17 protein-coding genes are annotated in these 22,511 nt (G+C 69.7%); 6 read left to right on the top strand and 11 right to left on the bottom strand.

The genetic code is table 11. The features are described from left to right. The first annotated feature begins 6 nt into the window (after positions 1–6). Positions 7–1,560: a DNA polymerase Y family protein gene (locus tag W7U_RS16675; RefSeq protein WP_008260110.1), complete on the top strand. Its 1,554-nt coding sequence runs from the start codon at positions 7–9 to the stop codon at positions 1,558–1,560. Here the strand turns inward: W7U_RS16675 and W7U_RS16670 are convergent. The 6 genes from W7U_RS16670 to W7U_RS16645 form a co-directional block, all read right to left on the bottom strand. Beyond that, positions 1,551–2,708 (bottom strand): alpha-hydroxy-acid oxidizing protein, encoded by a 1,158-nt coding sequence (locus W7U_RS16670; protein ID WP_008260109.1) that lies wholly within the window; start codon positions 2,706–2,708, stop codon positions 1,551–1,553. The genes W7U_RS16675 and W7U_RS16670 overlap by 10 nt on opposite strands. A 59-nt stretch (positions 2,709–2,767) precedes the next feature. Continuing rightward, entirely contained in the window at positions 2,768–5,941 is a 3,174-nt protein-coding gene (locus tag W7U_RS16665; protein WP_008260108.1) for an FAD-binding and (Fe-S)-binding domain-containing protein, read from the bottom strand. Further along, a complete protein-coding gene (locus tag W7U_RS16660) occupies positions 5,938–7,749 on the bottom strand; it encodes a thiamine pyrophosphate-requiring protein (RefSeq protein ID WP_008260106.1) in 1,812 nt (603 codons plus the stop codon). The genes W7U_RS16665 and W7U_RS16660 overlap by 4 nt, the downstream gene beginning before the upstream one ends. Positions 7,750–8,060: 311 nt before the next feature. Continuing rightward, positions 8,061–9,320 carry a 3-oxoacyl-ACP synthase KasB gene (kasB, locus tag W7U_RS16655; RefSeq protein WP_008260105.1) on the bottom strand — a complete coding sequence of 420 codons (1,260 nt, stop codon included), beginning with the start codon at positions 9,318–9,320 and terminating at the stop codon, positions 8,061–8,063. A gap of 117 nt (positions 9,321–9,437) precedes the next feature. After that, positions 9,438–9,890 (bottom strand): hypothetical protein, encoded by a 453-nt coding sequence (locus W7U_RS16650; protein ID WP_008260093.1) that lies wholly within the window; start codon positions 9,888–9,890, stop codon positions 9,438–9,440. Continuing rightward, positions 9,887–10,930 (bottom strand): nucleoside hydrolase, encoded by a 1,044-nt coding sequence (locus tag W7U_RS16645; RefSeq protein ID WP_008260091.1) that lies wholly within the window; start codon positions 10,928–10,930, stop codon positions 9,887–9,889. Before W7U_RS16645 ends, W7U_RS16650 begins: the two co-directional genes overlap by 4 nt. A gap of 39 nt (positions 10,931–10,969) precedes the next feature. Here W7U_RS16645 and cmaA1 point away from each other — a divergent pair, with 39 nt between their 5' ends. Continuing rightward, positions 10,970–11,857, top strand: a complete 888-nt coding sequence (cmaA1, locus tag W7U_RS16640; RefSeq protein ID WP_014712303.1) for a cyclopropane mycolic acid synthase CmaA1 — start codon at positions 10,970–10,972, stop codon at positions 11,855–11,857. Here cmaA1 and W7U_RS16635 read toward each other — a convergent pair whose 3' ends face one another. Together W7U_RS16635 and W7U_RS16630 are read right to left on the bottom strand one after the other, a co-directional pair. Further along, positions 11,858–13,876, bottom strand: a complete 2,019-nt coding sequence (locus tag W7U_RS16635) for an SDR family oxidoreductase (RefSeq protein ID WP_008260087.1) — start codon at positions 13,874–13,876, stop codon at positions 11,858–11,860. Between the two features lie 50 nt (positions 13,877–13,926). Continuing rightward, entirely contained in the window at positions 13,927–14,643 is a 717-nt protein-coding gene (locus tag W7U_RS16630) for a histidine phosphatase family protein (protein WP_008260081.1), read from the bottom strand. Positions 14,644–14,736: 93 nt separating this feature from the next. On the opposite strand from W7U_RS16630, the gene W7U_RS16625 reads away from it, so the two are divergent. Then, positions 14,737–15,603: a MaoC family dehydratase gene (locus tag W7U_RS16625; RefSeq protein WP_008260079.1), complete on the top strand. Its 867-nt coding sequence runs from the start codon at positions 14,737–14,739 to the stop codon at positions 15,601–15,603. Here W7U_RS16625 and otsB read toward each other — a convergent pair whose 3' ends face one another. After that, entirely contained in the window at positions 15,604–16,746 is a 1,143-nt protein-coding gene (gene otsB, locus W7U_RS16620) for a trehalose-phosphatase (RefSeq protein ID WP_008260078.1), read from the bottom strand. A gap of 55 nt (positions 16,747–16,801) precedes the next feature. On the opposite strand from otsB, the gene W7U_RS16615 reads away from it, so the two are divergent. Together W7U_RS16615 and W7U_RS16610 are read left to right on the top strand one after the other, a co-directional pair. Continuing rightward, on the top strand, positions 16,802–20,089 hold the full coding sequence (locus W7U_RS16615) for an error-prone DNA polymerase (RefSeq protein ID WP_008260077.1): 3,288 nt from the start codon (positions 16,802–16,804) through the stop codon (positions 20,087–20,089). 86 nt (positions 20,090–20,175) lie between these two features. Further along, on the top strand, positions 20,176–20,820 hold the full coding sequence (locus tag W7U_RS16610; RefSeq protein ID WP_008260076.1) for a nitroreductase family protein: 645 nt from the start codon (positions 20,176–20,178) through the stop codon (positions 20,818–20,820). Between the two features lie 59 nt (positions 20,821–20,879). Here the strand turns inward: W7U_RS16610 and W7U_RS16605 are convergent, their stop codons facing one another. Together W7U_RS16605 and W7U_RS16600 are read right to left on the bottom strand one after the other, a co-directional pair. Next, positions 20,880–21,215, bottom strand: a complete 336-nt coding sequence (locus W7U_RS16605; RefSeq protein WP_008260074.1) for a YciI family protein — start codon at positions 21,213–21,215, stop codon at positions 20,880–20,882. Positions 21,216–21,263: 48 nt separating this feature from the next. Further along, positions 21,264–21,728 (bottom strand): tRNA (cytidine(34)-2'-O)-methyltransferase, encoded by a 465-nt coding sequence (locus W7U_RS16600; protein WP_008260072.1) that lies wholly within the window; start codon positions 21,726–21,728, stop codon positions 21,264–21,266. A gap of 17 nt (positions 21,729–21,745) precedes the next feature. Between W7U_RS16600 and W7U_RS16595 the strand changes: the two genes are divergently transcribed. After that, entirely contained in the window at positions 21,746–22,351 is a 606-nt protein-coding gene (locus W7U_RS16595; RefSeq protein ID WP_008260070.1) for a class I SAM-dependent methyltransferase, read from the top strand. Positions 22,352–22,511: the final 160 nt, after the last annotated feature.

The following is a 22,511-nucleotide window of genomic DNA, read 5'->3' as shown; positions in this document are numbered from 1 at the left end:
TGGTGCATGGATTGGCCCGCGGTCGCGGCGGCGGCGGCCGCGGATCTGTCCGCGACCGTCCCGGTCGCGGTCACGCTGGCCAACCGGGTGGTCGCCTGTTCGTCGGCCGCCCGCGCGGTGGGGGTGCGCCGGGGGCTGCGACGCCGGGAGGCGGCGGCCCGGTGCCCGCAGCTGCATGTCACCACCGCCGACGCGGACCGCGACGCCCGCTTCTTCGAAGCGGTGATCGCGGCGGTGGATGACCTGGTGCCCCGCGCCGAGGTGCTGCGGCCCGGGCTCCTGGTGTTGCCGGTGCGCGGGGCGGCCCGCTATTTCGGGTCCGAGACCGTCGTCGCCGAACGACTGATCGATGCCGTGGCCGCCGCCGGCGCCGAGTGTCAGGTCGGGATCGCCGACCAGTTGTCCACCGCGGTCTTCGCGGCGCGGGCGGGCCGTGTCGTCGAGCCGGGAGGCGACGCGAGGTTTTTGTCGGTGCTGTCCATCCGCCAACTCGCCACCGAGCCGAGCCTGTCCGGTCCGGGCCGGGAAGAGCTGACGGACCTGTTGTGGCGGATGGGGATTCGCACCATCGGGCAGTTCGCCGCGCTGTCGCGCAGCGACGTGGCCTCCCGGTTCGGCGCCGACGGGGTGACCGCGCACCGATTGGCCCGCGGCGAGCCCGAACGGCCGCCCTCCGGGCGGGAGCCGCCGGCCGAGCTCGAGGCCGTGCTGGACTGCGATCCGCCGATCGACCGGGTCGACGCCGCGGCGTTCGCCGGGCGCTCGCTGGCCGGAACGCTGCATCAGGCGCTGATGGCCGCCGGCGTGGGATGCACCCGGCTGGCCATTCACGCCGTCACCGCCAACGGCGAAGAACGCCATCGGGTGTGGCGGTGCGCCGAGCCGTTGACCGAGGACGCCACCGCCGACCGGGTGCGCTGGCAGCTCGACGGGTGGCTGAGCAATCGCACCGCGCGCGATCCACGGCCCACCGCCGCGGTGACGCTGTTGCGACTGCAGGCGGTGGAGGTGGTATCCGCCGAGGCGCTGCAGTTGCCGCTCTGGGGTGGGCTGGGGGAGGAGGACAGGCTGCGGGCCCGCCGGGCGCTGGTGCGGGTGCAGGGGTTGCTCGGCCCGGAGGCGGTGCGAGTGCCGGTGCTGTCCGGTGGTCGCGGGCCGGCCGAGCGCATCACGCTGATCCCGCTGGGCGACGAGCCGGTGCCGCGGGCCGATCCCGATCTGCCGTGGCCCGGCCGGCTGCCCGAGCCGTCACCGGCGGTGCTGCTGGACGATCCGGTGGAATTGCTTGACGCCCAAGGGAACCCGATACGGGTGACCAACCGCGGGCTGTTCTCCGCCGACCCCGCCCGCATGATCAGCCAGGGCCGAGACGAGCGGCTGTGCTGGTGGGCCGGCCCCTGGCCGGTCGACGAGCGGTGGTGGGACGACCGGCCCGCGGGCGGTGCGGCCGGTCAAGGGTCGGGCCGCACCGCCCGCGCCCAGATCCTGCTGGAAAGCGAGCGTGCGTTGCTGTTGTGCTATCGCCAGCGGCGCTGGTACCTCGAGGGCAGCTACGAGTAGGTGGGCCGCAGCGCCTCCGGGGTCAGGTCCTTGAGCGAGGGGTATCCGTCGACGGCCATGATCAGGTCCGCTTCGGCCAGCAGTGAGCGCAGCACGTGCACGATGCCCTCGACGCCCCCGAGGGCCAGCCCGTAGGCGTAGGGGCGGCCGATCCCGACGGCGGTCGCCCCCAGCGCGAGCGCCTTGATGATGTCGGCCCCGCTGCGCACGCCCGAGTCGAACAGCACGGGCAGCCCGTCGGCCGCCTCGAGCACGTCGGGCAGGCAATCCAGGCAGGGCAGCCCCCCGTTGGCTTGCCGGCCGCCGTGGTTGGAGCAGTAAATGCCGTCTACGCCAATGTCTTTGGCGCGGCGAACGTCGTCGGGGTGGCAGATGCCCTTGACCATCAGCGGCAGGTCGGTCTCCGCCCGCAGCCACTCCAGGTCGTCCCACCGGAACGGGCCGCCGAAAATGGGCAGCTTGCGCACCGCCGCCTCGGTGGCGTCTTCGTCCCGGCTCAAGCGGGAGCGAAAAACGGGATCGCTGGTGTAGTTGGCCAGGCACCCGCTGGGCACCTGGGGGTAGTTTCCCCCGCTGAGGTCGCGGGGCCGCCAGCCGGTGACCCAGGTGTCCAGGGTGACCGCGATGGCCTTGAAGCCGGCCGCCTCGGCGCGGTGCACCAGGCTGGTGGCCATCTTGCGGTCCGGCGGCGTGTACAGCTGGAAGAACGCCGGGGTATCGCCCAGTTCGGCGGCGATATCTTCCATCGGGTCGGAGGTGAGCGTGCCCACGAAGAACGGGACGCCGGTGCGGACCGAGGCCCGGGCGCAGAGCATGTCCCCGTGGCCATCCGGGTCGCACACCCCGATGACGCCGATGGGCGCCATGAAGATCGGAGACGGAAACCTCATGCCGAACAGCTCGACGGACATGTCGCGCTCCTCGGGGGCGATCCCCATCCGCGGGTACAGCCCCCACCGTTTGAAGGCCGCGCAGTTGGCGCGCTGGGTGTGCTCGTCACCGGCGCCGCCCGCGACGTACTGCAGCACCTTCGGTGTCATCGCCGCCGCCGCCTTTTTCTCCAGGTCCTCGAACCTGATCGGGTACTGCGGCTGGTTTCCGTGCAGCGACTGGTCGTACAGCTCTTTTTGATAGTCGGCGAAGGCCATAGTCGGTCCAGTACCCCGCACCCCGTGCACCAAACGGCTTAAGCCCCCCGTGCCGGTCCCTAAGCGCCCCTCGCGCCCCGCGTCGTCCAGAGCTGTCGCGCCACGGCCGCACCGGCCAGCGCGGCCGCACTCGCCGCGGCCACCGGCACGGCGATCCGGGTGGCGCGCGTTCGTGAGTCGGGCTCGGGCCGGGCCGGCGGCGACGTGGAACCGATGTCGGCCGAGGTGTTCGCCATGGCCATGATCTGGCCCAGGTGCAGCGCGTTTGCCGTCCCGGAGTCGCGGATCTGCGTCTGGCAGGAGAATCCGTTGGCCACGACCAGGGCATCTGAGTTCTGTCGGATCGTCGGCAGCAGCGCCTGTTCGCCGCAGTCGAGCGAGAGTTGGTACTTGCCCTGCTCGAATCCCCACGAGCCGGCCAGCCCGCAGCATCCGCCGGAGACAGGCTGCACGTCGATGCCCATCTTCTGCAGCACCTGCTGGTCTGCGTCGACACCGCCGGTGGCCCGCTGGTGGCAGTGGCCCCACAGCAGCGCCCGGGCGGCCGACCCGTTGGAGGACACCTTGGGCGGCCCGAGGTCGAACTCGGTGAAGAACTGTGCGAAGTGATAGCTGTTGCGCGCCAAGCGGTCCGCGTCGTCGTCGTGCGGCAGCAGCTTCTTGAGTTCGTCCTTGAAGACGGCCAGGCAGCTCGGCTCCATGCCGACGATCGGTGTGCCGGCGCGTATTTCGCTGCGCAGCTGCGCCAACACGTCGTGTAGATAGTGTTCGGCGACGTCGAGAAAGCCGTAGTCATACAGGGGGCGGCCGCAACAAATGTGTCCGGTGGGCATGACGACGCGCCAGCCCGCCGCCTCGATCGCCTCCACGCACGCCACCCCGACGTCGGTGTGCAGGCGGTTGTTGAAGGTGTCGGGGAACAGGATCACCCGCGGCCCCGTGGGGTTGACGACGGGGCGCTTTGAGAACCACTGTTGCAGCGTCATCGGCGCGAAGGTGGGCAGCGGCCGCCGGCGGTCGATTCCGCCCACCGCCTTGGCGATTCGGGAGAGCACCGGCGTCTGGGTGGCGAAGTTCGCCACCTCGGGGATGGCACTGGCCAACCGCGCGGCCCGGTCGATGAACCCGAACGCGTACGCATACCGCGGCCGCCAGCGGCGCAGCGACCGGAAGTGGTGGTAGAGGAATTCCGCCTTGTAGGTAGGGATGTCCACCTCGACCGGGCAGTCGCTGGTGCAGCCCTTGCAGGCCAGGCACAGGTCCAGCGCGTCGGCGACCTCGTCTGACTGCCAGCCGTCGGTGATCACCTCGCCGCGCAGCATCTCGAACAGCAGCCGCGCCCGGCCCCGCGTGGAGTGTTTCTCCTCCCTGGTCACCTGGTAGCTCGGGCACATGGTGTCCTGCGCCTCGGGCACCCGGCACTTGCCGACCCCGACGCAGCGCAACGCGGCATGCGAGAAGTCGCCGTGGTCCTCGGCGTAGGCGAACTTCACCTGCGGCCGCGGGGGATTGTAATCCGTGCCCAGCTTGAGGTTTTCGTCGAACCGGTACGGGTCGATCACCTTGCCGGGGTTCATCTTCCACTCGGGATCCCAGATCAGCTTGAACTTGCGCATGGCCTCCATCAGCCGCGGACCGTACTGCTTGTGCAGCAACTCGGCGCGCTGCTGGCCGTCGCCGTGCTCGCCGGACATCGACCCGCCGTAGGACGCGACCAGGTCACCGGCCTCCTCCATGAAGTTGCGGTAGTTGACAAGACCGTCCTTGTGACGCAGGTCGAACCCGACCCGCGAGTGGATGCAGCCCTCCCCGAGGTGGCCGTACATGGCGCCGCGCAGGTTGTGTTTGGCGTAGAGCTGCTGCAGGTCACGCACGTAGTCACCGACCCGCCGCCAGGGGACCGCGGAGTCCTCCCACCCCGGCCAGTGATTGCCGCTGTCCACCGGGAACGCCGTCGAGCCCAGCCCCGCTTCGCGGATCGCCCACAGCTCGGCGCTGTTCCCGCCGTCCTGCTTGCTGCGGGCCAGCACGATGCGGTCGTCCTCGACGTGCTTCTTCTTCTTCAGCCAGCGAACGAATTCCTCTGCCCGATCGAGTGATTCGTGCGGCTCGTCGGAGCCGAACTGGATCATCAGCCAGGCGCCGTGGGAATCCGGGCGCGGCAACGCGGCCCGGCCGGCGGCATTGGTTCCGGTGAGTTCCTGGTCGTGCACGAGCATGTGGTCGACGGCCTCGATCCCGATCGGCTTCCACTCCATCATCTCCGGCGCGAGGTCACCGGCCGCGCCGAGCGAATCGAACTCCACCACCACCACCGTGCGGTGCAGCATGGCCGGGGTGAGCATCACCGTCGCGGTCAGGGCCACCGCGCAGGTGCTTTCGGTGCCGACCAGGGCGCGGGCGACGTTGAACCCCCGCTCGGGCAGCAGCTCGTCGAGGTTGTAGCCGGACACCCGCCGGGGCACCTCTTCGACGTCGGCGTACCCCTTGCGGATGTCGTCGGCGTACTCGTTACGCAAATCCCGTAGCGCGGCATAGATTTCGCCCTTGCGGCCGCCGGCGGCGATGATGGCGTCGAGGTCCTTCTCCTCGTTCACGCCGACGGTGAACCGGGCGCCGTCGTAGGTGACGATGTCGAGCGCGTGGGTGTTGTCGGAGGTGCGGGGCCCCGGTCCGTAGAAGCGCGATTGGACCGAATGCACCCCGCAGGAGTTGTTGCCGATGTTGCCGCCCAGGGTGCACCGCGAATGCGACGACGGGTCGGGGCCGAACACCAACCCGTGCTCGCCGGTGGCCTTGTTGAGCTGTTCGTTGATCACCCCGGTCTGCACGGTGGCCAGCCGGCGTGGCGCGTCGATGTCGATGATGTCGGTGAGGTACTTCGAAAAGTCGATCACCACCGCCACATTGACGGTTTCCCCGGACAGGCTTGTGCCGCCGCCACGGCACAGCACCGGGGCGTGGTAGGCGTGGCAGGCCCGAACCGTCTGCACCACGTCCTCGATCGTCTTGGGAACCACGACCCCGATCGGAACCTGCCGGAAGTTCGACGCGTCGTTGGCGTACATCGCCAATGTGGCCGTGTCGAACCGCACTTCGCCGCTGACGTGGCGGCGCAGCTGATTTTCCAGGCCGGTGACGTTGACCTTGTCGACGGTGGCCATCCCGGCGACGAAGCGCGTATCGGGGCGGGCCGGGATGGTCCGCGACTGATCGGCCTTGAGCAGGCTCATTCGTTGTCGCCCCTACCGCCGACGCTCTTGATGGATTCGGTGAACTCGTGCATCTTCTGCTTGGCGCCCTTCTTGGCGATGCTCACCCGGTCGGGATCCTTGACGACGGCCTTGGCGGTCTTCTTCGCCATCATCTTCTTGATGTGCGGCGGGACCGGCGGGATGTCCTTGTCGACGACCACCTCCAGCACCACCGGACCGCTGGCCGCCAGCGCCTGGTCCCAGGCCTCGCCGATCTTTTTCGGATCGTCGCAGCGGATGCCGGTCAGCCCGAGCAGCTTGGCGAACTCGGCGTAGGGAACATCCGGAATATATTGCGAGCCTTCGAATTTCGGCTCGCCACCCATCGCGCGCTGCTCCCAGGTCACCTGGTTGAGGTCTTCGTTGTTGAAGACGCAGAAGATCAGCGGTCCGTCGGAGAGCCGATCCTTGTAGCGCTTGACGGTGATCATCTCGGCCAGCCCGTTCATCTGGAACACTCCGTCGCCGACCAGCGCGATCACCGGACGGCCCGGATGCGCGAACTTGGCGGCGATCGCATACGGCGTCCCCGGCCCCATGGTCGCCAGGTTTCCGGCCAGCGACGCCGCCATGCCCGGGCGCATCTTGAGGTGCCGGGCCCACCAGTTGGCGACCGAACCGGCGTCGGTGGTCAGGATGGCGTTGTCGGGCAGTCGTTTTGACAGCTCATGGGCCACCAGCTCGGGGTTGAGCGGATCGGCCTTGTCGTGCGCCCGCTTGTCGAGCACCGCCCACCACTCGGAGACCTCCTTTTCGATCCGGTCTCGCCATGACCTGTCGTCCTTGCGCTGCAGCAGCGGAACTAGTTCGCGCAGCGTGTTTTTGGAGTCCCCGACCAGGTTGGCCTCCATCGGGTACCTGGTCCCGATCATCCGGCCGTCGAGGTTGATCTCGACCCCGCGGCACTGGCCTTCCTCGGGCAGCCATTCGGCGTAGGGGAAGCTGGTGCCGACGAAGAACAGGGTGTCGGCGTCGGACATCATGGCGTGGCTGGCGGTCGAACCCAGCAGCCCGATCGGTCCGGTGACGTACGGCAGGTCGTCGGCCAGCACGGCGCGTCCCAGCGAGGTCTTGGCCACGCCGGCGCCGAGCAGTTCGGCGGCCTGGATGACTTCGTCGACGGCCTCGGCGGCGCCCTGCCCGACGACCATCGCCACCTTCTTGCCCTCGTTGAGGATCTGCGCCGCCTTCTCCAGCTCGGATTGCGGCGGAATCACCCTGGGCTTGGTCCAGCCGACGCTGGTGTAGACCGCGCCGTGCATCCGGGGCGGCGAGGGGACCGCCTCGGACTCGCCCACATCCTCGGGCAGGATGATCGTCGCCACCGTGCGGTTGTTCAGCGCCACCTTGCACGCCCGGTCGACGAGTTGCCGCGCCTGCTCGGGCGCCATGCAGATCTGCACGAAGTCCGACGAGACGTCCTTGTACAGCGACAGCGGGTCGATCTCCTGCTGGAACGCCGCGCCCAGCGACATCCGTTTCTGCTGACCGATGATGGCGACGACGGGGTGGTGGTCCAGCTTCGCGTCATAGAGGCCGTTGAGCAGGTGGATCGTGCCGCCGCCGGACGTGGCCAGGCAACAACCGATCTCGCCGGTGAACTTGGCGTGCCCGGTCGCCATGAACGCGGCCATCTCCTCGTGACGGGGCTGGATCAGCTCCGGGTCGCCGCCGGCCCGATCCAGCGCGCCGAGCATCGACAGGATCCCGTCGCCGGGATAGCCGAATATTCGGTGGATGCCCCATTGGCGCAGGCGATCGACGATGAAGTCTGCGGTTTTCGGCATGATCCCTCCTCCGGTCCGGCCAGCGGCCAGCTCGCCGTTCGATTCCTTCGGCTGTGTGGATCAACCGGATCAACGCCATCGACCGTCCACCGACGGGTGTGCCAGTGGCAACGGTTGCAGGCGGCCACGATCGGTTGCTTACCCTCCGCAGCGGAGGTCAAACGGGCGGGTCGTCGCGGTTATCGGGTGCGCCGCGTCGCACCCCAGCGGGCGCCCGAAGGGCGGGGTCAGCGCGGCCGACGAAAGGTATTGGGGGCCAGGCGTTGCGCCGCCCACGGGTCCGCCGCGGACGGCGCTTCGCTATGCGCGCGTCAGTAGCGTCCGAAGACGGTCGCCACGTTGTGTCCGCCGAATCCGAACGAGTTGTTGATCGCGTACTCGTAGTTGCCGGGGCGGGGTTTGCCGGCCACCACGTCGAGGTCGATCTCGGGGTCGAGGTTTTCCAGGTTCAGCGTCGGGGGAACGACCTGGTCGCGCAGCGCGAGCACGGTCAGGATCGATTCGACGGCGCCCACGGCGCCCACGGAGTGGCCCAGGGCGGCCTTGGGGGCGTAGACGGCGGCGTTGCCGCCGTGGGGGCCCAGGGCGTTGTTGATGGCCCTGCCCTCGGCGACGTCGCCGACCGAGGTGCCGGTGGCGTGGGCGTTGACGTGGTGGATGTCGCTGGGGGACAGGCCGGCGAGCTGGATGGCGCGGGTCATGGCGTGCCCGGCGCGTTCGCCGTTGGGGTCGGGGGCCACCATGTGGTAGCCGTCGGAGGTGATGCTGGCGCCCATGATGCGGGCCAAGATGTTGGCCCCGCGGGCCTTGGCGTGCTCCTCGGTCTCGATCACCATCAGGGCGCCGGCCTCGCCGAACACGAAGCCGGTCCGGTCGCGGTCGAACGGGCGGCACGCGCCGACGGGGTCGTCGTTCTTCGTGGACATCACGATCCGCATCTGCGCGAACGCCGCGATCGCGACGGCCTCGATCCTGACCTCCACGCCACCGCAGATCGCGATGTCGGCCTCCCCGAAGACGATGTTGCGCCACGCCTGGGCGACGCCCTCGGAACCCGACGCGCACGCCGACACCGGGGTGATGACCCCGGCCTTGGCGTGCCGCTCCAGGCCCACCGCCGCGGCGGCCCCGTTGGGCATGTACTTGGACACCGCCAGCGGGGAGACACCCTTCATCCCGCGGGCGCGCAGGTCGTCGTAGCTGAACACGATTTGCTCCGCCGAGCCCAAACCCGTGCCGACGGATACCATCAGCCGGTTGCTGTCGACCTCGGGCGAGCCGGCGTTCTCCCAGACCCGCCGGCCCAGGACGGTCGACATCATCTGCAGGTAGCCCATCCGGTGGCGTTCGGCGCGGGTGAGTCCGCCGTCGAAATCCTCGAGCAGATGACCGCCGATGCGCACCGGCAGGTCAAACTCCTCGACGAACGAGTCCTCGAGTTTGCGGATACCACTTTGCCTGTCCAGCAACAGCTTCCACGTGGCCTCGGCGTCGGTCGCCAGTGCGGTCGTCATGGCAATGCCCGTGACGACCACGTTCGGCAGCGTTTTCCCCGTAACCAGCTCCGCCATGACTTCCGAAACCTTTCATTTGATGAGAGCTGCTAACGAATTGACGCCGAGCCCCACTCATCCCACCAAATCATGCCAACACAAACCCTCATTGTCCCTGACGTCAAGGGCGTGGCGTTAATCGGCGCGTACCGCCTGCGCCTGCGCCACCAGGGCGCGGCCGCCCGGCAACGCCCGCAGAACGGCGCGGGCCAGCCGGTCGCGGCCGCGCAGAGCGCCGGTCCTGGCCTGGCCGGTGCGCAGGTGGCGCCACCCCAGGCCCGCCCACGACGCCGCGACCACGGCGTCGGTCACCCCGCCGCGGGCCCGGCGCCGGTCGACGAGGGCCAGGCCGAGCGCGGTCGCCGAGTGCACCGTGTCGACCCAGACCCCGGCCGCCAGCTCCTCCGGCCCGGGGTCGACCCCCGACAACGCCGCCTGGACCAGATGGCGAGCGCCCAGGATCCGGGTGACGACGATCGCCTTGCGGTCGACCCGTACCCCGTGGATGTGGCTCAGCACCTCGGCGGGGGCGGCCAGCAGCACGCCGCCCCACCCCGCCCGGATCAGCTCGATGGCACGAAACTTCATGGGGTATCGGCTAACCGGCGCGCGAAGGGGCCCACCCGCTCGATGAACCGATCGAAGAACGCCGCTGCGGTCCCACCCTTGAGGTCAATCCCGATGAGCGCGTTGGGTTCTCGACGACCCGACCAGTCGGTCACCGTCATGGCGCGGGTCAGGGTCCCGGTCAGTTCGATGTCCACCGTCGCCGGCCGGGTCGTCACGAGCCCCGGATCCAGCGCGATGGCGGCGGCGACCGGATCGTGCATGTGTGCTTGATACCCGTGGCCGAGGTCGTGGTAGGCCTCCAGGTAGAACCGGGTCGCGTCCTCGATCACCCTGATCAGGGGGTTGGACGCCGTGGACCGGGTTGCGCGTTCGTCGTGTTCGCTCAGCGGCGTGGTCGTCGACCCGGCGGTGGCCGCCAGCCGGGCCAGGTGCTCCGGTGTCATCGCGACCTTACGGGTCAAGTCCAGCCCGCACAGGATCGGAAGCCGTTGGCGCCCAACGGTTTCCTTGCCCCAGGCCGCCAGCACCTCGGCCGCGGCCTCCGGGTCCACGCTGATGTTCCATTCCGCGACCGCGGTGGTGTTGCCCCGGTGGTCATAGGAACCCCCCATGATCACCAGCCGGCGCAGCAGCGACGGCAGGGCGGGTTCGGCGCGCAGCGCCAGCGCCAGATTGGTCAACGGGCCGGTCGCCACGCCGATCAGCTCCCCGGGGTGGGCCTTCGCAGCCCGCACCCACGCGTCCGCCGAGTCGTAGTCGGTGAGCCCGTCCCCACCCGGGGGCAGCTCGGCGTAGCCTAATCCCCTGGGGCCGTGGACTTTTGACGGCAAACACATCGGTCCGGTCAGGGTTTCATCGGAGCCTCTCGAAACCGGTATGCCGGTGACCTCGCACAGCCGCAGCAGGCCGAGATTGTTTTCGCAAACCTGCTCCACGCCGACGTTTCCACCGGTCGAGGCGATGCCGATCACCTCGGCGTCCGGGCTGGCGAACAGGTAGATCAGGGCCAGCGCGTCATCCACGCCGGTGTCGACGTCGACGAAAACGGGAGCGTTCATTGTCTACAACATAGCCATCACGGCTATTAGGCTGAGCTGATGCCCACAACGTCGGAGCCCCCGGAGGGCACTGAGTTAACGCCGCACTTCGACGACGTGCAGGCCCACTACGACTTGTCGGACGACTTCTTCCGGCTGTTCCTCGACCCGACCCAGACGTACAGCTGCGCCTACTTCGAGCGCGACGACATGACGCTGGAGGAAGCGCAGATCGCCAAGATCGACCTCGCCCTCGGCAAACTCGGGCTGCAGCCGGGCATGACGTTGCTCGACGTCGGCTGCGGCTGGGGCGCCACCATGATGCGCGCCGTGGAGAAATACGACGTCAACGTTGTCGGCCTCACCCTGAGCCGCAACCAAGCCGAGCACGTCGATCGGCTGATCGCGCAGTCGAAGAGCCGCCGTTCCGCCCGGATCCTGCTGCAGGGCTGGGAGGAGTTCGACGAGCCGGTCGACCGGATCGTCAGCATCGGCGCCTTCGAGCACTTCGGGCACGAGCGCTACGACGCGTTCTTCACCATGGCGCATAACCTGCTGCCCGACGACGGGGTCATGCTGCTGCACACCATCACCGGTCTGCACCCGACCGAGATGGCCGAACGCGGCATGCCGCTGTCGTTCGAATTCGCTCGGTTCATCAAATTCATTGTCACCGAGATCTTTCCGGGTGGGCGGTTACCGTCGATACCGATGGTGCAGGAGCGCGCCACCGCGAACGGCTTCACCGTGAGCCGCATCCAGTCGCTGCAGCCGCACTACGCGAAGACCCTCGACATCTGGGCCGCCGCGCTGCAAGCCCACAAGGAGCAGGCCATCGCGGTGCAGTCCGAGGAAGTCTACGAGCGGTACATGAAATATCTGACCGGCTGCGCCGACGCCTTTCGGGTGGGCTACGTCGACGTCAACCAGTTCACGTTGCAGAAGTGATCACCAGTGCACGCCGGGCACCCGGCGCACCAGCCGCTTGACGCCCCGCGGCGTGCGCAGGCCGCCGGTGACGGCGCGGACGGGCCGGTTGGGCTTGCGGCGCACGGCCGGCGGCGGCGCTTGGGCGGCGGGTGCCAGCCCGCGCGCCGCGGCCGAGTCGGGATAGCCGAGATAGAGCTGGTGCAGGATGCGCCGAGAAGTCCTGGGGACGAAGTAATTTCCGGCCTCGGCGAGCGTGCCCAGCGGGGTGTCGATGCGCGCGGGCTTGTCCACCAGCCCGCGCACCACCATCGCCGCCGCGCGTTCGGGACTGATCGCCCGGACCGGGTTGAGCCGGTGCGACGGCACGATCATGGGGGTGCGCACCAGCGGCATGTGGATGTTGGTGAAGGTGATGTGATCGGACAGCACCTCGGATCCGACCACGTCGGAGAACGCGTCCAGCGCGGCCTTGGTCGGCAGGTAGGAGCTGTATTTGGGGTTGCGTGCCTGCACGCCGGCGCTCGACACGTTGACGACATGGCCGAATCGCCGCTCGCGCCAATGCGGCAGCAGCGCCAGCACCATTCGCACCGCGCCGAAGTAGTTGACCGCCATCACCCGCTCGTAGTCGTGTAGCCGGTCGGTGGAGTTGACCACCGAGCGGCGGATCGAGCGGCCGGCGTTGTTCACCAGGTAATCGACGTGGTCGAAGCGCCCCAGGATGTCTTTGACGGTGTGCTCCACCGACGCGGAATCGGTGACGTCACAGGTAAAGGCATGGGCGGCACCGCCATTGGCGCGGATCTCGGCGACCAGCTCATCCAGCGCGGCGCCGTTGCGGGCCAGCGCGAACACGGTGGCGCCGCGCTCGGCGATCGCGATCGCCGAGGCCCGGCCGATGCCGCTGGAGGCGCCGGTGATGATGACGTGCCGGCCGTGCAACGGTCCTCGCGGATCGTCGCGGCGCGCGCGGTCCGGATCGAGGTGTTCCGCCCAGTACCGCCACAGCTTGGGCGCGTAGGAGGAGAACTCGGGAACCCGTATCCCGTAGTCCCGCAAGGCGTTTCGGGTCTTCTCGCTGACGAAGGTGGGCGGCAGGTCGACGAGGTCGAACACCTCGGCGGGGATGCCCAGCTGGGTGGCCGCCATGTTGCGCAGCACCCTGGCCCGGCCGCGCACGTTGAGGACGGGGGCGGCCACCGAGCGGGGCAGCGACCCGCGCAGCGGCGGCAGCCCGGCCGCCTTGGCCACGCCGCGGTAGATGCCGCGCAGGCCGATCGTCTTCTCGGCGGTGAGGTGGAACGTCTGCCCGTCACGACCGTCGGCGTGCGCCAGCGCGACCAGCGCGTCGACGACGTAGTCGACAGGGACGATGTTGGTGCGGCCGGTGTCGGGCAGCAGGATGGGGGTCAGCGACGGCAGGACGGCCAACTTGGCCAGCACGCCGAAGAAGTAGTACGGCCCGTCGACCTTGTCCATCTCGCCGGTGCGCGAATCGCCCACGACCACCGCCGGGCGGTAGATGCGATGGCGCAGGCCGGGCGTCGAACGCACCAGCAGTTCGGCCTCGAACTTGGTCTGGTGATAGGGCGTCGGCAGTCGCTGGCCGACGTCGAAGTCGTCCTCGGTGTATTCGCCGCGGAAGTCACCCGCCACGGCGATCGACGAGACATGGTGCATCGTCGCGCCGAGGCGCTGCGCCAGGGTGATCACCGCGCGGGTGCCCTCGACATTGGCGGCGCGCTGCTCGGACTCGCCGGCGGTGATGTCGTAGATCGCCGCGCAGTGCACCACGTGGTCGATCTCGCCCAGCTCGGCGAGGACCTCGTCGCTCAGGTCCAGCTCCGGCAGCTCGGCGACCAGCGGTTTGACCCGATCGCCCCACTGATCACCCCACGCCGCCGCGAGCCGTTCGAAGCGGCCCAGCGACCGCCGTCGCACCAGCACCCACACCTGCGCGTCGGGCCGGGATTGAAGAAGACGAGACACGACGCGGCGACCGATAAACCCGGTACCGCCGGTAACGACATACCGCATGAGGACATGGTGGCGTCGGCAGCCGCCCACGTCAACTGCCGATCTGCCGACTAGCTGTGGAAGTCGCGGATCCCGTCCCAGTCGACCAGCGTCCAGCCGGTCATCGGGTTGCCGGTGATCACCACGCGGCCGGTGTTGGGCAACGGGTGGGTGTTCATCAGGCTTTCCTTGCCGTTGCGGGTGTTCATCAGCGTCCACACCATGATCGAGTTGGCGTGCGAGAACACCACCGGGTTGCGGTGGCCGCTGTTGTAGACCTTGTTGACGGCCGCGGTGAACTGGTCGTTGAACTCTTTTCCGTTGATCGAGCCGGGGATGCTGTAGGACACGTCGCCCTTGATCCAGTTCGCCGGGGCCACCAGGTAGGTCGACTTCGCCATCGACTCGGGTTTGCCGTTGTACCAGCCGGCGTTGATCTCCTGGATGCCGGGCAGGATCTCGACCTGCTTGCCGAGTTCGGCGGCCAGCGGCGCGGCGGTTTGCTGCGTCCGGGTCATCGTGGAGGCGTAGACGCTGTCGTAGTCCTTGCGGCCGAGTTGGTGCGCGATCTGTTCGGCCTGCCCCTTGCCCTCCGGGGTCAGACCCGGGCCCGGCACGTCGGTGTCGATGGTGCCGGCGGCGTTGGCCTCCGACTGGGCGTGCCGGACGAACGTCACCGTGATCGACCGCGCCTGCGGCGAGCCGCCGCCGCAGCCGGCGACGATTACCGTTGCGGTGAGGGCGGCGACCGCCACCGAGGCCTTCCGGAACCAGCTGCGCTTGGGCATGGGAGATAGCCTGCCCTGCCGACGGCTTCGGTGGGAAGGGTTTGCGATGGTTACGTGCGGAAAAGCTATCGATTTCTGGAAAAGGAGGCCCTGATGGCGATTGACCCGAGTGCCGTCGGCGCGGTGACCGAACCCATGCCCTTCGAATGGACCGACCGGGACACGCTGCTCTATGCGCTCGGTGTCGGCGCCGGGATCGACGACCTGGCGTTCACCACCGAGAACAGCCACGACATCGACCAGCAGGTGCTGCCCACCTACGCGGTGATCTGCTGCCCGGCCTTCGGCGCGGCGGGCCTGGTCGGAAAGTTCAACTGGGCCATGCTGTTACACGGATCGCAGAGCATCCGGCTGCACGCGCCGCTGCCGCCCGCGGGCAAGCTCTCGGTGGTGTCCGAGGTCGCCGACATCCAGGACAAGGGTGAGGGCAAGAACGCGATCCTCGTGTTGCGCGGCCGGGGCACCGACCCGGACTCGGGGCAGCTGATCGCCGAGACGCTCACCACCCTGGTCATCCGCGGCGAGGGCGGCTTCGGGGGGATGCCGGGCCAGCGGCCGGTCGCGCCGGAGTTCCCGGACCGTGAGCCCGACGCGCGGATCGCGCTGCCCACCCGCGAGGACCAGGCGCTGATCTACCGGCTGTCCGGCGACCGCAACCCGCTGCACAGCGACCCGTGGTTCGCCCGCGAGCTCGCCGGGTTCCCCAAGCCGATCCTGCACGGGCTGTGCACCTACGGGGTGTCGGGTCGCGCGCTGGTGGCCGAGCTCGGCGGGGGCGTCGCGGCCAACATCACCTCGATCGCCTCGCGGTTCACCTCGCCGGTGTTCCCCGGTGAGACGCTGACCACGCTGATCTGGCGCACCGGGGAGGGCAAGGCGGTGTTTCGCACCGAGGCGTCCGGCGCCGAGGGTTCCGGGGTTCGCGTGGTGCTCGACGACGGCGCGGTGGAATACGCCTGACTAGGCTTCGAGCTGATCGGCCAGCCGGTCGGTGAACGCCGCGGCCCGCGCGGGGTTGTCCAGCGCGAACAGCGCCGCGGTGGCGCGGTCGCCATCGTCGCTGTGCCGCACCAGGATCGGAACGCCATCGTCGTGTACCGCGTCGAACGCGTCCTCGTCGGTGATGTCGTCGCCGAGGTAGACCGGCGTGAGTGATCCCGACCCGGCCCGGTGCAGGTGATCGATCACCCAGCGCAGCGTTTTTCCCTTGTCCCAGTCCAGATCCGGGCGCAGCTCGATGACCTCGCGCCCGGTGGTCACCCGGAGCGTGTCGCGGCGCCCCGCCGCGCGCACCGCGGCCAGCACCTCACCGACGCGGTCGCGTTCGGCGTTGCGGTAGTGCACGGCGACGCCGAATCGCTTGTGCTCCACCACCACTCCGGGGATTCCGCCGAGCTGGTCGCGCAGCCGGGCCGCCGCCTGCTCGAGCACCGGGATGGCCGCGGCCGCGGCGTCGTTCTGATGGTGTGTCCCGTCGGGCGCGGTCAGCTCGAAACCGTGACTGCCCGCATACCAAATGTCCGGCACGCCAACGCGATTCGTCACATCGGCGAGATCGCGGCCGGACAGCACCGCGACCGGACAGCCGGCGGCCAGCTTCGCCAGCGCCTCGGTGGCCCCGGCGACGGGCCGCGCGGCGTCGGGGTCGTCGACGATGTCCGAGAGCGTGCCGTCGAAGTCGAAGAACACGGCCGGCCGCCGGTCGGCCAGGCCATCGGCGGTGTCGGTCAGGGCCGCCATCGCATCCGGCAGTTGCGACATCCGAAGGTCCCCGGTGCGCACGTCGACCTCGCCGAGGTCGCTGACCACGGCGTCGGCCCCGGCGTCACGCAGCGCGCCGGCGCTCCCGGCCGGCCCGACGCCGATCACCGACGCGAATCCCGCGGCGCGGGCGGCCTCGACGCCGGCCGTCGCCCCGGAGACCACGACGGCGCGGCCCGGGCGCACCTTCAGGTCCGCGGCCGCCCGCGCCGGGCCGTCCGCGGGGACGACGGCGGTGCCCACCCCGACGTCACGCAGCCGCGCGGCCAGCGTTGAGCCGAGGTCGGTTTCCAGGTCGAACAGCACCGCGTCGTGGCGGCGCGGGTCGATGATGACCGGCATGTGCCAACCCTCTCACGACGACCTCCATCGAACATATTTTCGATAGACTGCGGGTGTGGGCTGGTTCAACGGGCCGCCGAGCTGGGCGGAAATGGAGCGGGTGCTCGACAGCAAGCCGCGCCGTGCCGGTGAGCCGGCGGGCCTTCCCGAGGATGCCCCCCTGTCGCGCAAGCGCGCCACGTACCGGCCGCCGGGGGACACGCGCCCGACCCACACCTGCCTCCCGTATGCCGAACTGCATGCGCATTCGGCGTTCAGCTTCCTGGACGGGGCGAGCACGCCCGAGGAAATGGTGGAGGAGGCGGCCCGGCTGGGCCTGCGCGCCCTGGCGCTCACCGACCACGACGGCCTGTACGGGGCGGTGCGGTTCGCCGAGGCGGCCGCCGAGCTCGACATGCGTACCGTGTTCGGCGCCGAACTGTCGCTGGGCGGCGAGGCCCGCACCGAGCGGCCGGACCCGGCCGGCCCGCACCTGCTGGTGCTGGCCCGCGGCCCCGAGGGCTACCGGCGGCTGTCGCGGCAGCTGGCCGCGGCGCACCTGGCCGGCGGCGAGAAGGGCAAGCCCCGTTACGATTTCGACGCGCTGACCGAGGCCGCCGGCGGGCACTGGCACATCCTGACCGGGTGCCGCAAAGGCCATGTGCGCCAAGCGCTTTCCGACGGGGGTCCGGACGCCGCCGAGCGGGCGCTGGCCGACCTGGTGGACCGGTTCGGCGCGCAAAGGGTCAGCGTCGAGTTGACCCATCACGGGCAACCGCTCGACGACGAACGCAACGCGGCGCTGGCCGCGCTGGCCCCGCGCTTCGGGGTCGGCGTCGTCGCCACCACCGGCGCGCATTTCGCGGGGCCGTCGCGGCGCCGGCTGGCCATGGCGATGGGCGCCATCCGGGCCCGGGAGTCCCTGGACTGCGCCGCCGGATGGCTGGCCCCGCTGGGCGGTTCGCACCTGCGCTCCGGCGCGGAGATGGCCCGGCTGTTCGCTGGGGCCCCCGACGTGGTGACCGCGGCCGCCGAACTGGGCGAGCAGTGCGCGTTCGGGCTGGCGCTCATCGCGCCCCAGCTGCCGCCGTTCGACGTGCCCGACGGGCACACCGAGGACAGCTGGCTGCGGCAGCTGACCATGGCCGGCGCGCGTGACCGCTACGGTCCGAGCGCACCGCGCGCGTACTCCCAGATCGAGCACGAGCTCAAAGTCATTGCCCAGCTGCGGTTTCCGGGCTACTTCCTGGTGGTGCACGACATCGCCCGGTTCTGCCGGGACAACAACATCCTGTGCCAGGGCAGGGGATCGGCGGCCAACTCCGCGGTCTGCTACGCCCTCGGCGTCACCGCCGTCGACCCGGTGGCCAACGAGCTGCTGTTCGAGCGCTTTCTGTCGCCGGCCCGCGACGGGCCGCCCGACATCGACATGGACATCGAGTCCGACCAGCGCGAAAAGGTCATCCAGTACGTCTACGACAAATACGGCCGGGACTACGCCGCCCAGGTCGCCAACGTCATCACCTACCGGGGAAAGATCGCGGTGCGCGACATGGCCCGCGCCCTGGGCTTCTCGCAGGGCCAGCAGGACGCGTGGAGCAAGCAGATCAGCCACTGGGGTGGATTGGCAGGAGGCTCGCCGGATTTGGATGTTCCAGAGGACATCCCCGAGCCGGTGATCGACCTGGCGAACCAGATCCGGAACCTGCCGCGGCACATGGGCATTCACTCCGGCGGCATGGTGATCTGCGACCGCCCGATCGCCGACGTGTGCCCGGTGGAGTGGGCGCGGATGGAGAACCGCAGCGTCCTGCAATGGGACAAAGACGACTGCGCGGCAATCGGTTTGGTGAAGTTCGACCTGCTCGGGCTGGGCATGCTCTCGGCGCTGCACTACGCCATCGACCTGGTGGCCGAGCACAAGGGGATCGAGGTGGACCTGGCCCGCCTGGACCTCTCCGAGCCGGCGGTGTACGAGATGCTGGCCCGCGCCGATTCCGTCGGCGTGTTCCAGGTGGAGTCGCGCGCGCAGATGGCCACGCTGCCGCGGCTGAAGCCGCGGGTGTTCTACGACCTGGTGGTGGAGGTCGCGCTGATCCGCCCCGGCCCGATCCAGGGCGGGTCGGTGCACCCCTACATCCGGCGGCGCAACGGCGAGGACCCGGTGGTCTACGACCACCCGTCCATGGAACCGGCGCTGCGAAAGACGCTGGGGGTGCCGCTTTTTCAGGAGCAGCTGATGCAGCTCGCGGTCGACTGCGCCGGGTTTTCCGCCGCCGAGGCCGATCAGCTGCGCCGCGCCATGGGATCCAAGCGCTCCACCGAACGCATGCGACGGCTGCGCGGCCGGTTCTACGAGGGCATGCGCGCGCTGCACGGCGCGCCCGACGAGGTGATCGACCGGACCTACGAAAAGCTGGAGGCATTCGCCAATTTCGGTTTCCCGGAAAGCCACGCGCTGAGCTTCGCGTCGCTGGTCTTCTACTCGTCGTGGTTCAAGCTGCACCACCCGGCGGCGTTCTGCGCCGCGCTGCTGCGCGCCCAGCCGATGGGTTTCTACTCGCCGCAGTCGCTGGTGGCCGATGCGCGCCGGCACGGCGTGACCGTGCACGGCCCGGACGTCAACGCCAGCCTGGCGCACGCCACCCTGGAAGACTCAGGAAACGCCGTCCGGCTCGGTCTGGGTGCGGTCCGCCATATCGGCGACGACCTGGCCGAGCAACTGGTCGAGGAGCGAAAAGCCAACGGGCCCTTCGCCTCCCTGCTGGATGTGACGTCGCGGCTGCAATTGAGCGTGCCGCAGACCGAGGCGCTGGCCACCGCCGGGGCTTTTGCCTGCTTCGGCATGTCCCGGCGCGAGGGTCTGTGGGCGGCCGGGGCGGCCGCCACCCAGCGGCCGGGCCGCTTGCCCGGGGTGGGCTCGTCCTCGCACGTCCCGGCGTTGCCGGGGATGAGTGAGCTGGAACTGGCCGCCGCCGACGTGTGGGCCACCGGCATCTCCCCGGACAGTTACCCGACGCAGTTCCTGCGGGAAGACCTGGACGCGATGGGGGTGGTGCCCGCCGAGAAGCTGGGATCGGTGCCCGACGGCGACCGCGTGCTGATCGCCGGGGCGGTGACCCACCGGCAGCGCCCCGGCACGGCCCAGGGGGTGACGTTCCTGAACCTGGAGGACGAGACCGGGATGGTCAACGTGCTCTGCGCGCCGGGGGTGTGGGCGCGGCATCGCAAGCTGGCGAACTCGGCGCCGGCGCTGCTGGTGCGCGGGCAGGTCCAAAACGCCACCGGCGCGATCACCGTCGTCGCGGAGCGGTTGGGCCGCATCACCCTGGCGGTCGGCTCGAAATCGCGCGACTTCCGGTGAGGTGCCGCGAGAGTGCAACTGCTGACGGTGTTACTCGAGAAATGTGTCGCTAGTTGCACTTTCGCGGCAGTCGGTAGGCTCCACCCATGACCCTCAACCTGTCCGTCGACGAAGTCCTCACCACCACCCGCTCGGTCCGCAAGCGCCTCGACTTCGACAAGCCGGTCAGCCGCGACGTGCTGAGGGAATGCCTCGAACTCGCGCTGCAGGCGCCCACCGGCTCCAACGCGCAGGGCTGGCAATGGGTGTTCGTCGAGGACGCCGAGAAGAAGAAGGCGATCGCCGACGTCTACCTGGCCAACGCCCGCGGCTACCTCAGCGCCCCGGGGGCCGCGTACCCCGACGGGGACACCCGTGGCGAGCGGATGGGCGCGGTCCGCGATTCCGCCACCTACCTCGCCGAGCACATGCACTCCGCGCCGGTGCTGTTGATCCCCTGCCTCGAGGGCCGCCCGGACAAGTCGCCGTTGGGTGGGGTGTCGTTCTGGGCGTCGCTGTTCCCGGCGGTCTGGAGCTTCTGCCTGGCGCTGCGCTCGCGGGGACTGGGGTCGTGCTGGACGACGCTGCACCTGCTGCGCGACGGCGAGCAACAGGTCGCCGACATCGTGGGCATCCCGCGCGACCGTTACAGCCAGGGCGGCCTGTTCCCGATCGCCTACACCAAGGGCACCGACTTCCGCCCGGCCAAGCGGCTGCCCGCCGAGCAGGTCACGCACTGGAACAGCTGGTGACCGCGGCGTTCGCGCGGGCGACTTAGCCGGGCGCGGCGGGTCGCCACGATCAAAGAGAGCTAGGTCGGCCAGGACATCAGCGGCCACACCTCGACGACCCCGTGCGCGACGGCGCACGGGGTCTGGCTCACCCGCTCGATCGCCGCGTCGAGATCGTCGGCCTCCAAGACCGCGAACCCGGCAATCGGCAGCGCCGAATGCAGATAGGGCCCGGGCTCGATCCGCACGCCGGCGCCGTCCGGATTGCGCACCTGAACGGGGTGTCCGGCGGTCCCGATGAGGGCACCCGCGGCGCGCAGCGCGTCATCGCGCGCGTGCGCGGCCTGCCTGCACTCGTCGCTCACGCGGTGGTACCCGGCCGCGTCCCCGTAACCGATGGTGATGAAGGTAGCCATGCCGTGCTGACTTCCCGCGGGCGCGAAACTCACCGCGGCGATCGCGACCTAGGTCGCCCCGGCGTACTCGTGCTGCCGCCACGCCTCGTAGACGGCGACCGCCGCGGCGTTGGACAGGTTCAGCGAGCGCCGGCCCGCCAGCATCGGGATGCGGACCTGCCCGGTGATGTGCGGGTCGGCCAGCGTCGCCGCGTCCAGCCCGGTGGGCTCGGGGCCGAACATCAGCACGTCGCCCGCGCGGTAGCGCACCTGCGCGAACGAGGTGGGCGCGTGCGAGGTGAACGCGAAGACCCGCTCGGGCGACAGCGCGTCCCAGGCCGCCGCCAACGAGGCGTGCACGGTCACCGAGGCCAGGTCGTGGTAGTCCAGCCCTGCCCGTCGCAGCTTGGGTTCGGACAGGTCGAAGCCCATCGGCTCGACCAGATGCAATTCGCAACCCGTCGCCGCCGCCGTGCGGATGGCGTTGCCCGTATTGGGGGCGATGCGCGGGGAGTAGAACATCAGCTTGAACACAACGCGATAATGGTCGCATGGTCGAGCAGAGCATTTGGATGCAGAAGGTCGCTGCCGATCCCGGGCATTCGCATTGGTATATCGAGCGGTTCCGCGCCATGGCCCGCGCGGGTGACGACCTGGCCGGCGAGGCCCGCTTCGTGGACGCCATGGCCCCCCGCGGCGCCCGCATCCTCGACGCCGGCTGCGGGCCCGGCCGGTTGGGCGGCTACCTGGCCGGCGCCGGCCACCGGGTGGTCGGCGTGGACGTCGACCCCGCGCTCATCGCCGCGGCCGAACAGGACCATCCCGGCCCGCGCTGGCTGGTCGGCGACCTCGCCGAGCTCGACCTGCCCGCGCGCGGCATCGCCGACCCGTTCGACGTCATCGTCTCCGCCGGCAACGTCATGACGTTTCTGGCCCCCAGCACCCGGGTCCGAGTGCTGAGCCGGCTGCGCGCCCACGTCGCCGGCGACGGTCGCGCGGCGATCGGCTTCGGCGCCGGGCGCGACTATGACTTCGACGTGTTTCTGAACGACGCGGTCGACGCGGGATTCGCGATCGACGTGCTGCTGTCCACCTGGGATCTGCGGCCGTTCACCGACGACTCCGACTTCCTGGTCGCAATCCTTCGGCCCGCCTAGCGTTTTCGCGGGATCGGTGTTTGCCAGGACCGACCGCGGGCGCGCGGCGCCACCTTGGAGGGACCTGTCTGCTCAGTAACGATTCTGGTGGGCTGGGCCGCGGGCTGTCATACTCGTCGGATTGCCACACTTACACGCGCGCGCCTATCTGGCGCGGGGC

The organism is Mycobacterium sp. H4Y (genome assembly GCF_000364405.1).
Lineage (GTDB): Bacteria > Actinomycetota > Actinomycetes > Mycobacteriales > Mycobacteriaceae > Mycobacterium > Mycobacterium intracellulare.
Note: the sequence above shows the minus strand (reverse complement) of the source record. Positions and strands in the feature narration are given on the sequence as shown.

Bases quoted from the DNA above. Each gene is read 5' to 3' on its own strand.
- W7U_RS16675 (WP_008260110.1), top strand. From the start codon at position 7: ATGGATTGGCCCGCGGTCGCGGCGGCGGCGGCCGCGGATCTGTCCGCG.
- W7U_RS16670 (WP_008260109.1), bottom strand. From the start codon at position 2,708: ATGGCCTTCGCCGACTATCAAAAAGAGCTGTACGACCAGTCGCTGCAC.
- W7U_RS16665 (WP_008260108.1), bottom strand. From the start codon at position 5,941: ATGAGCCTGCTCAAGGCCGATCAGTCGCGGACCATCCCGGCCCGCCCC.
- W7U_RS16660 (WP_008260106.1), bottom strand. From the start codon at position 7,749: ATGCCGAAAACCGCAGACTTCATCGTCGATCGCCTGCGCCAATGGGGC.
- kasB (WP_008260105.1), bottom strand. From the start codon at position 9,320: ATGGCGGAGCTGGTTACGGGGAAAACGCTGCCGAACGTGGTCGTCACG.
- W7U_RS16650 (WP_008260093.1), bottom strand. From the start codon at position 9,890: ATGAAGTTTCGTGCCATCGAGCTGATCCGGGCGGGGTGGGGCGGCGTG.
- W7U_RS16645 (WP_008260091.1), bottom strand. From the start codon at position 10,930: ATGAACGCTCCCGTTTTCGTCGACGTCGACACCGGCGTGGATGACGCG.
- cmaA1 (WP_014712303.1), top strand. From the start codon at position 10,970: ATGCCCACAACGTCGGAGCCCCCGGAGGGCACTGAGTTAACGCCGCAC.
- W7U_RS16635 (WP_008260087.1), bottom strand. From the start codon at position 13,876: ATGCGGTATGTCGTTACCGGCGGTACCGGGTTTATCGGTCGCCGCGTC.
- W7U_RS16630 (WP_008260081.1), bottom strand. From the start codon at position 14,643: ATGCCCAAGCGCAGCTGGTTCCGGAAGGCCTCGGTGGCGGTCGCCGCC.
- W7U_RS16625 (WP_008260079.1), top strand. From the start codon at position 14,737: ATGGCGATTGACCCGAGTGCCGTCGGCGCGGTGACCGAACCCATGCCC.
- otsB (WP_008260078.1), bottom strand. From the start codon at position 16,746: ATGCCGGTCATCATCGACCCGCGCCGCCACGACGCGGTGCTGTTCGAC.
- W7U_RS16610 (WP_008260076.1), top strand. From the start codon at position 20,176: ATGACCCTCAACCTGTCCGTCGACGAAGTCCTCACCACCACCCGCTCG.
- W7U_RS16605 (WP_008260074.1), bottom strand. From the start codon at position 21,215: ATGGCTACCTTCATCACCATCGGTTACGGGGACGCGGCCGGGTACCAC.
- W7U_RS16595 (WP_008260070.1), top strand. From the start codon at position 21,746: ATGGTCGAGCAGAGCATTTGGATGCAGAAGGTCGCTGCCGATCCCGGG.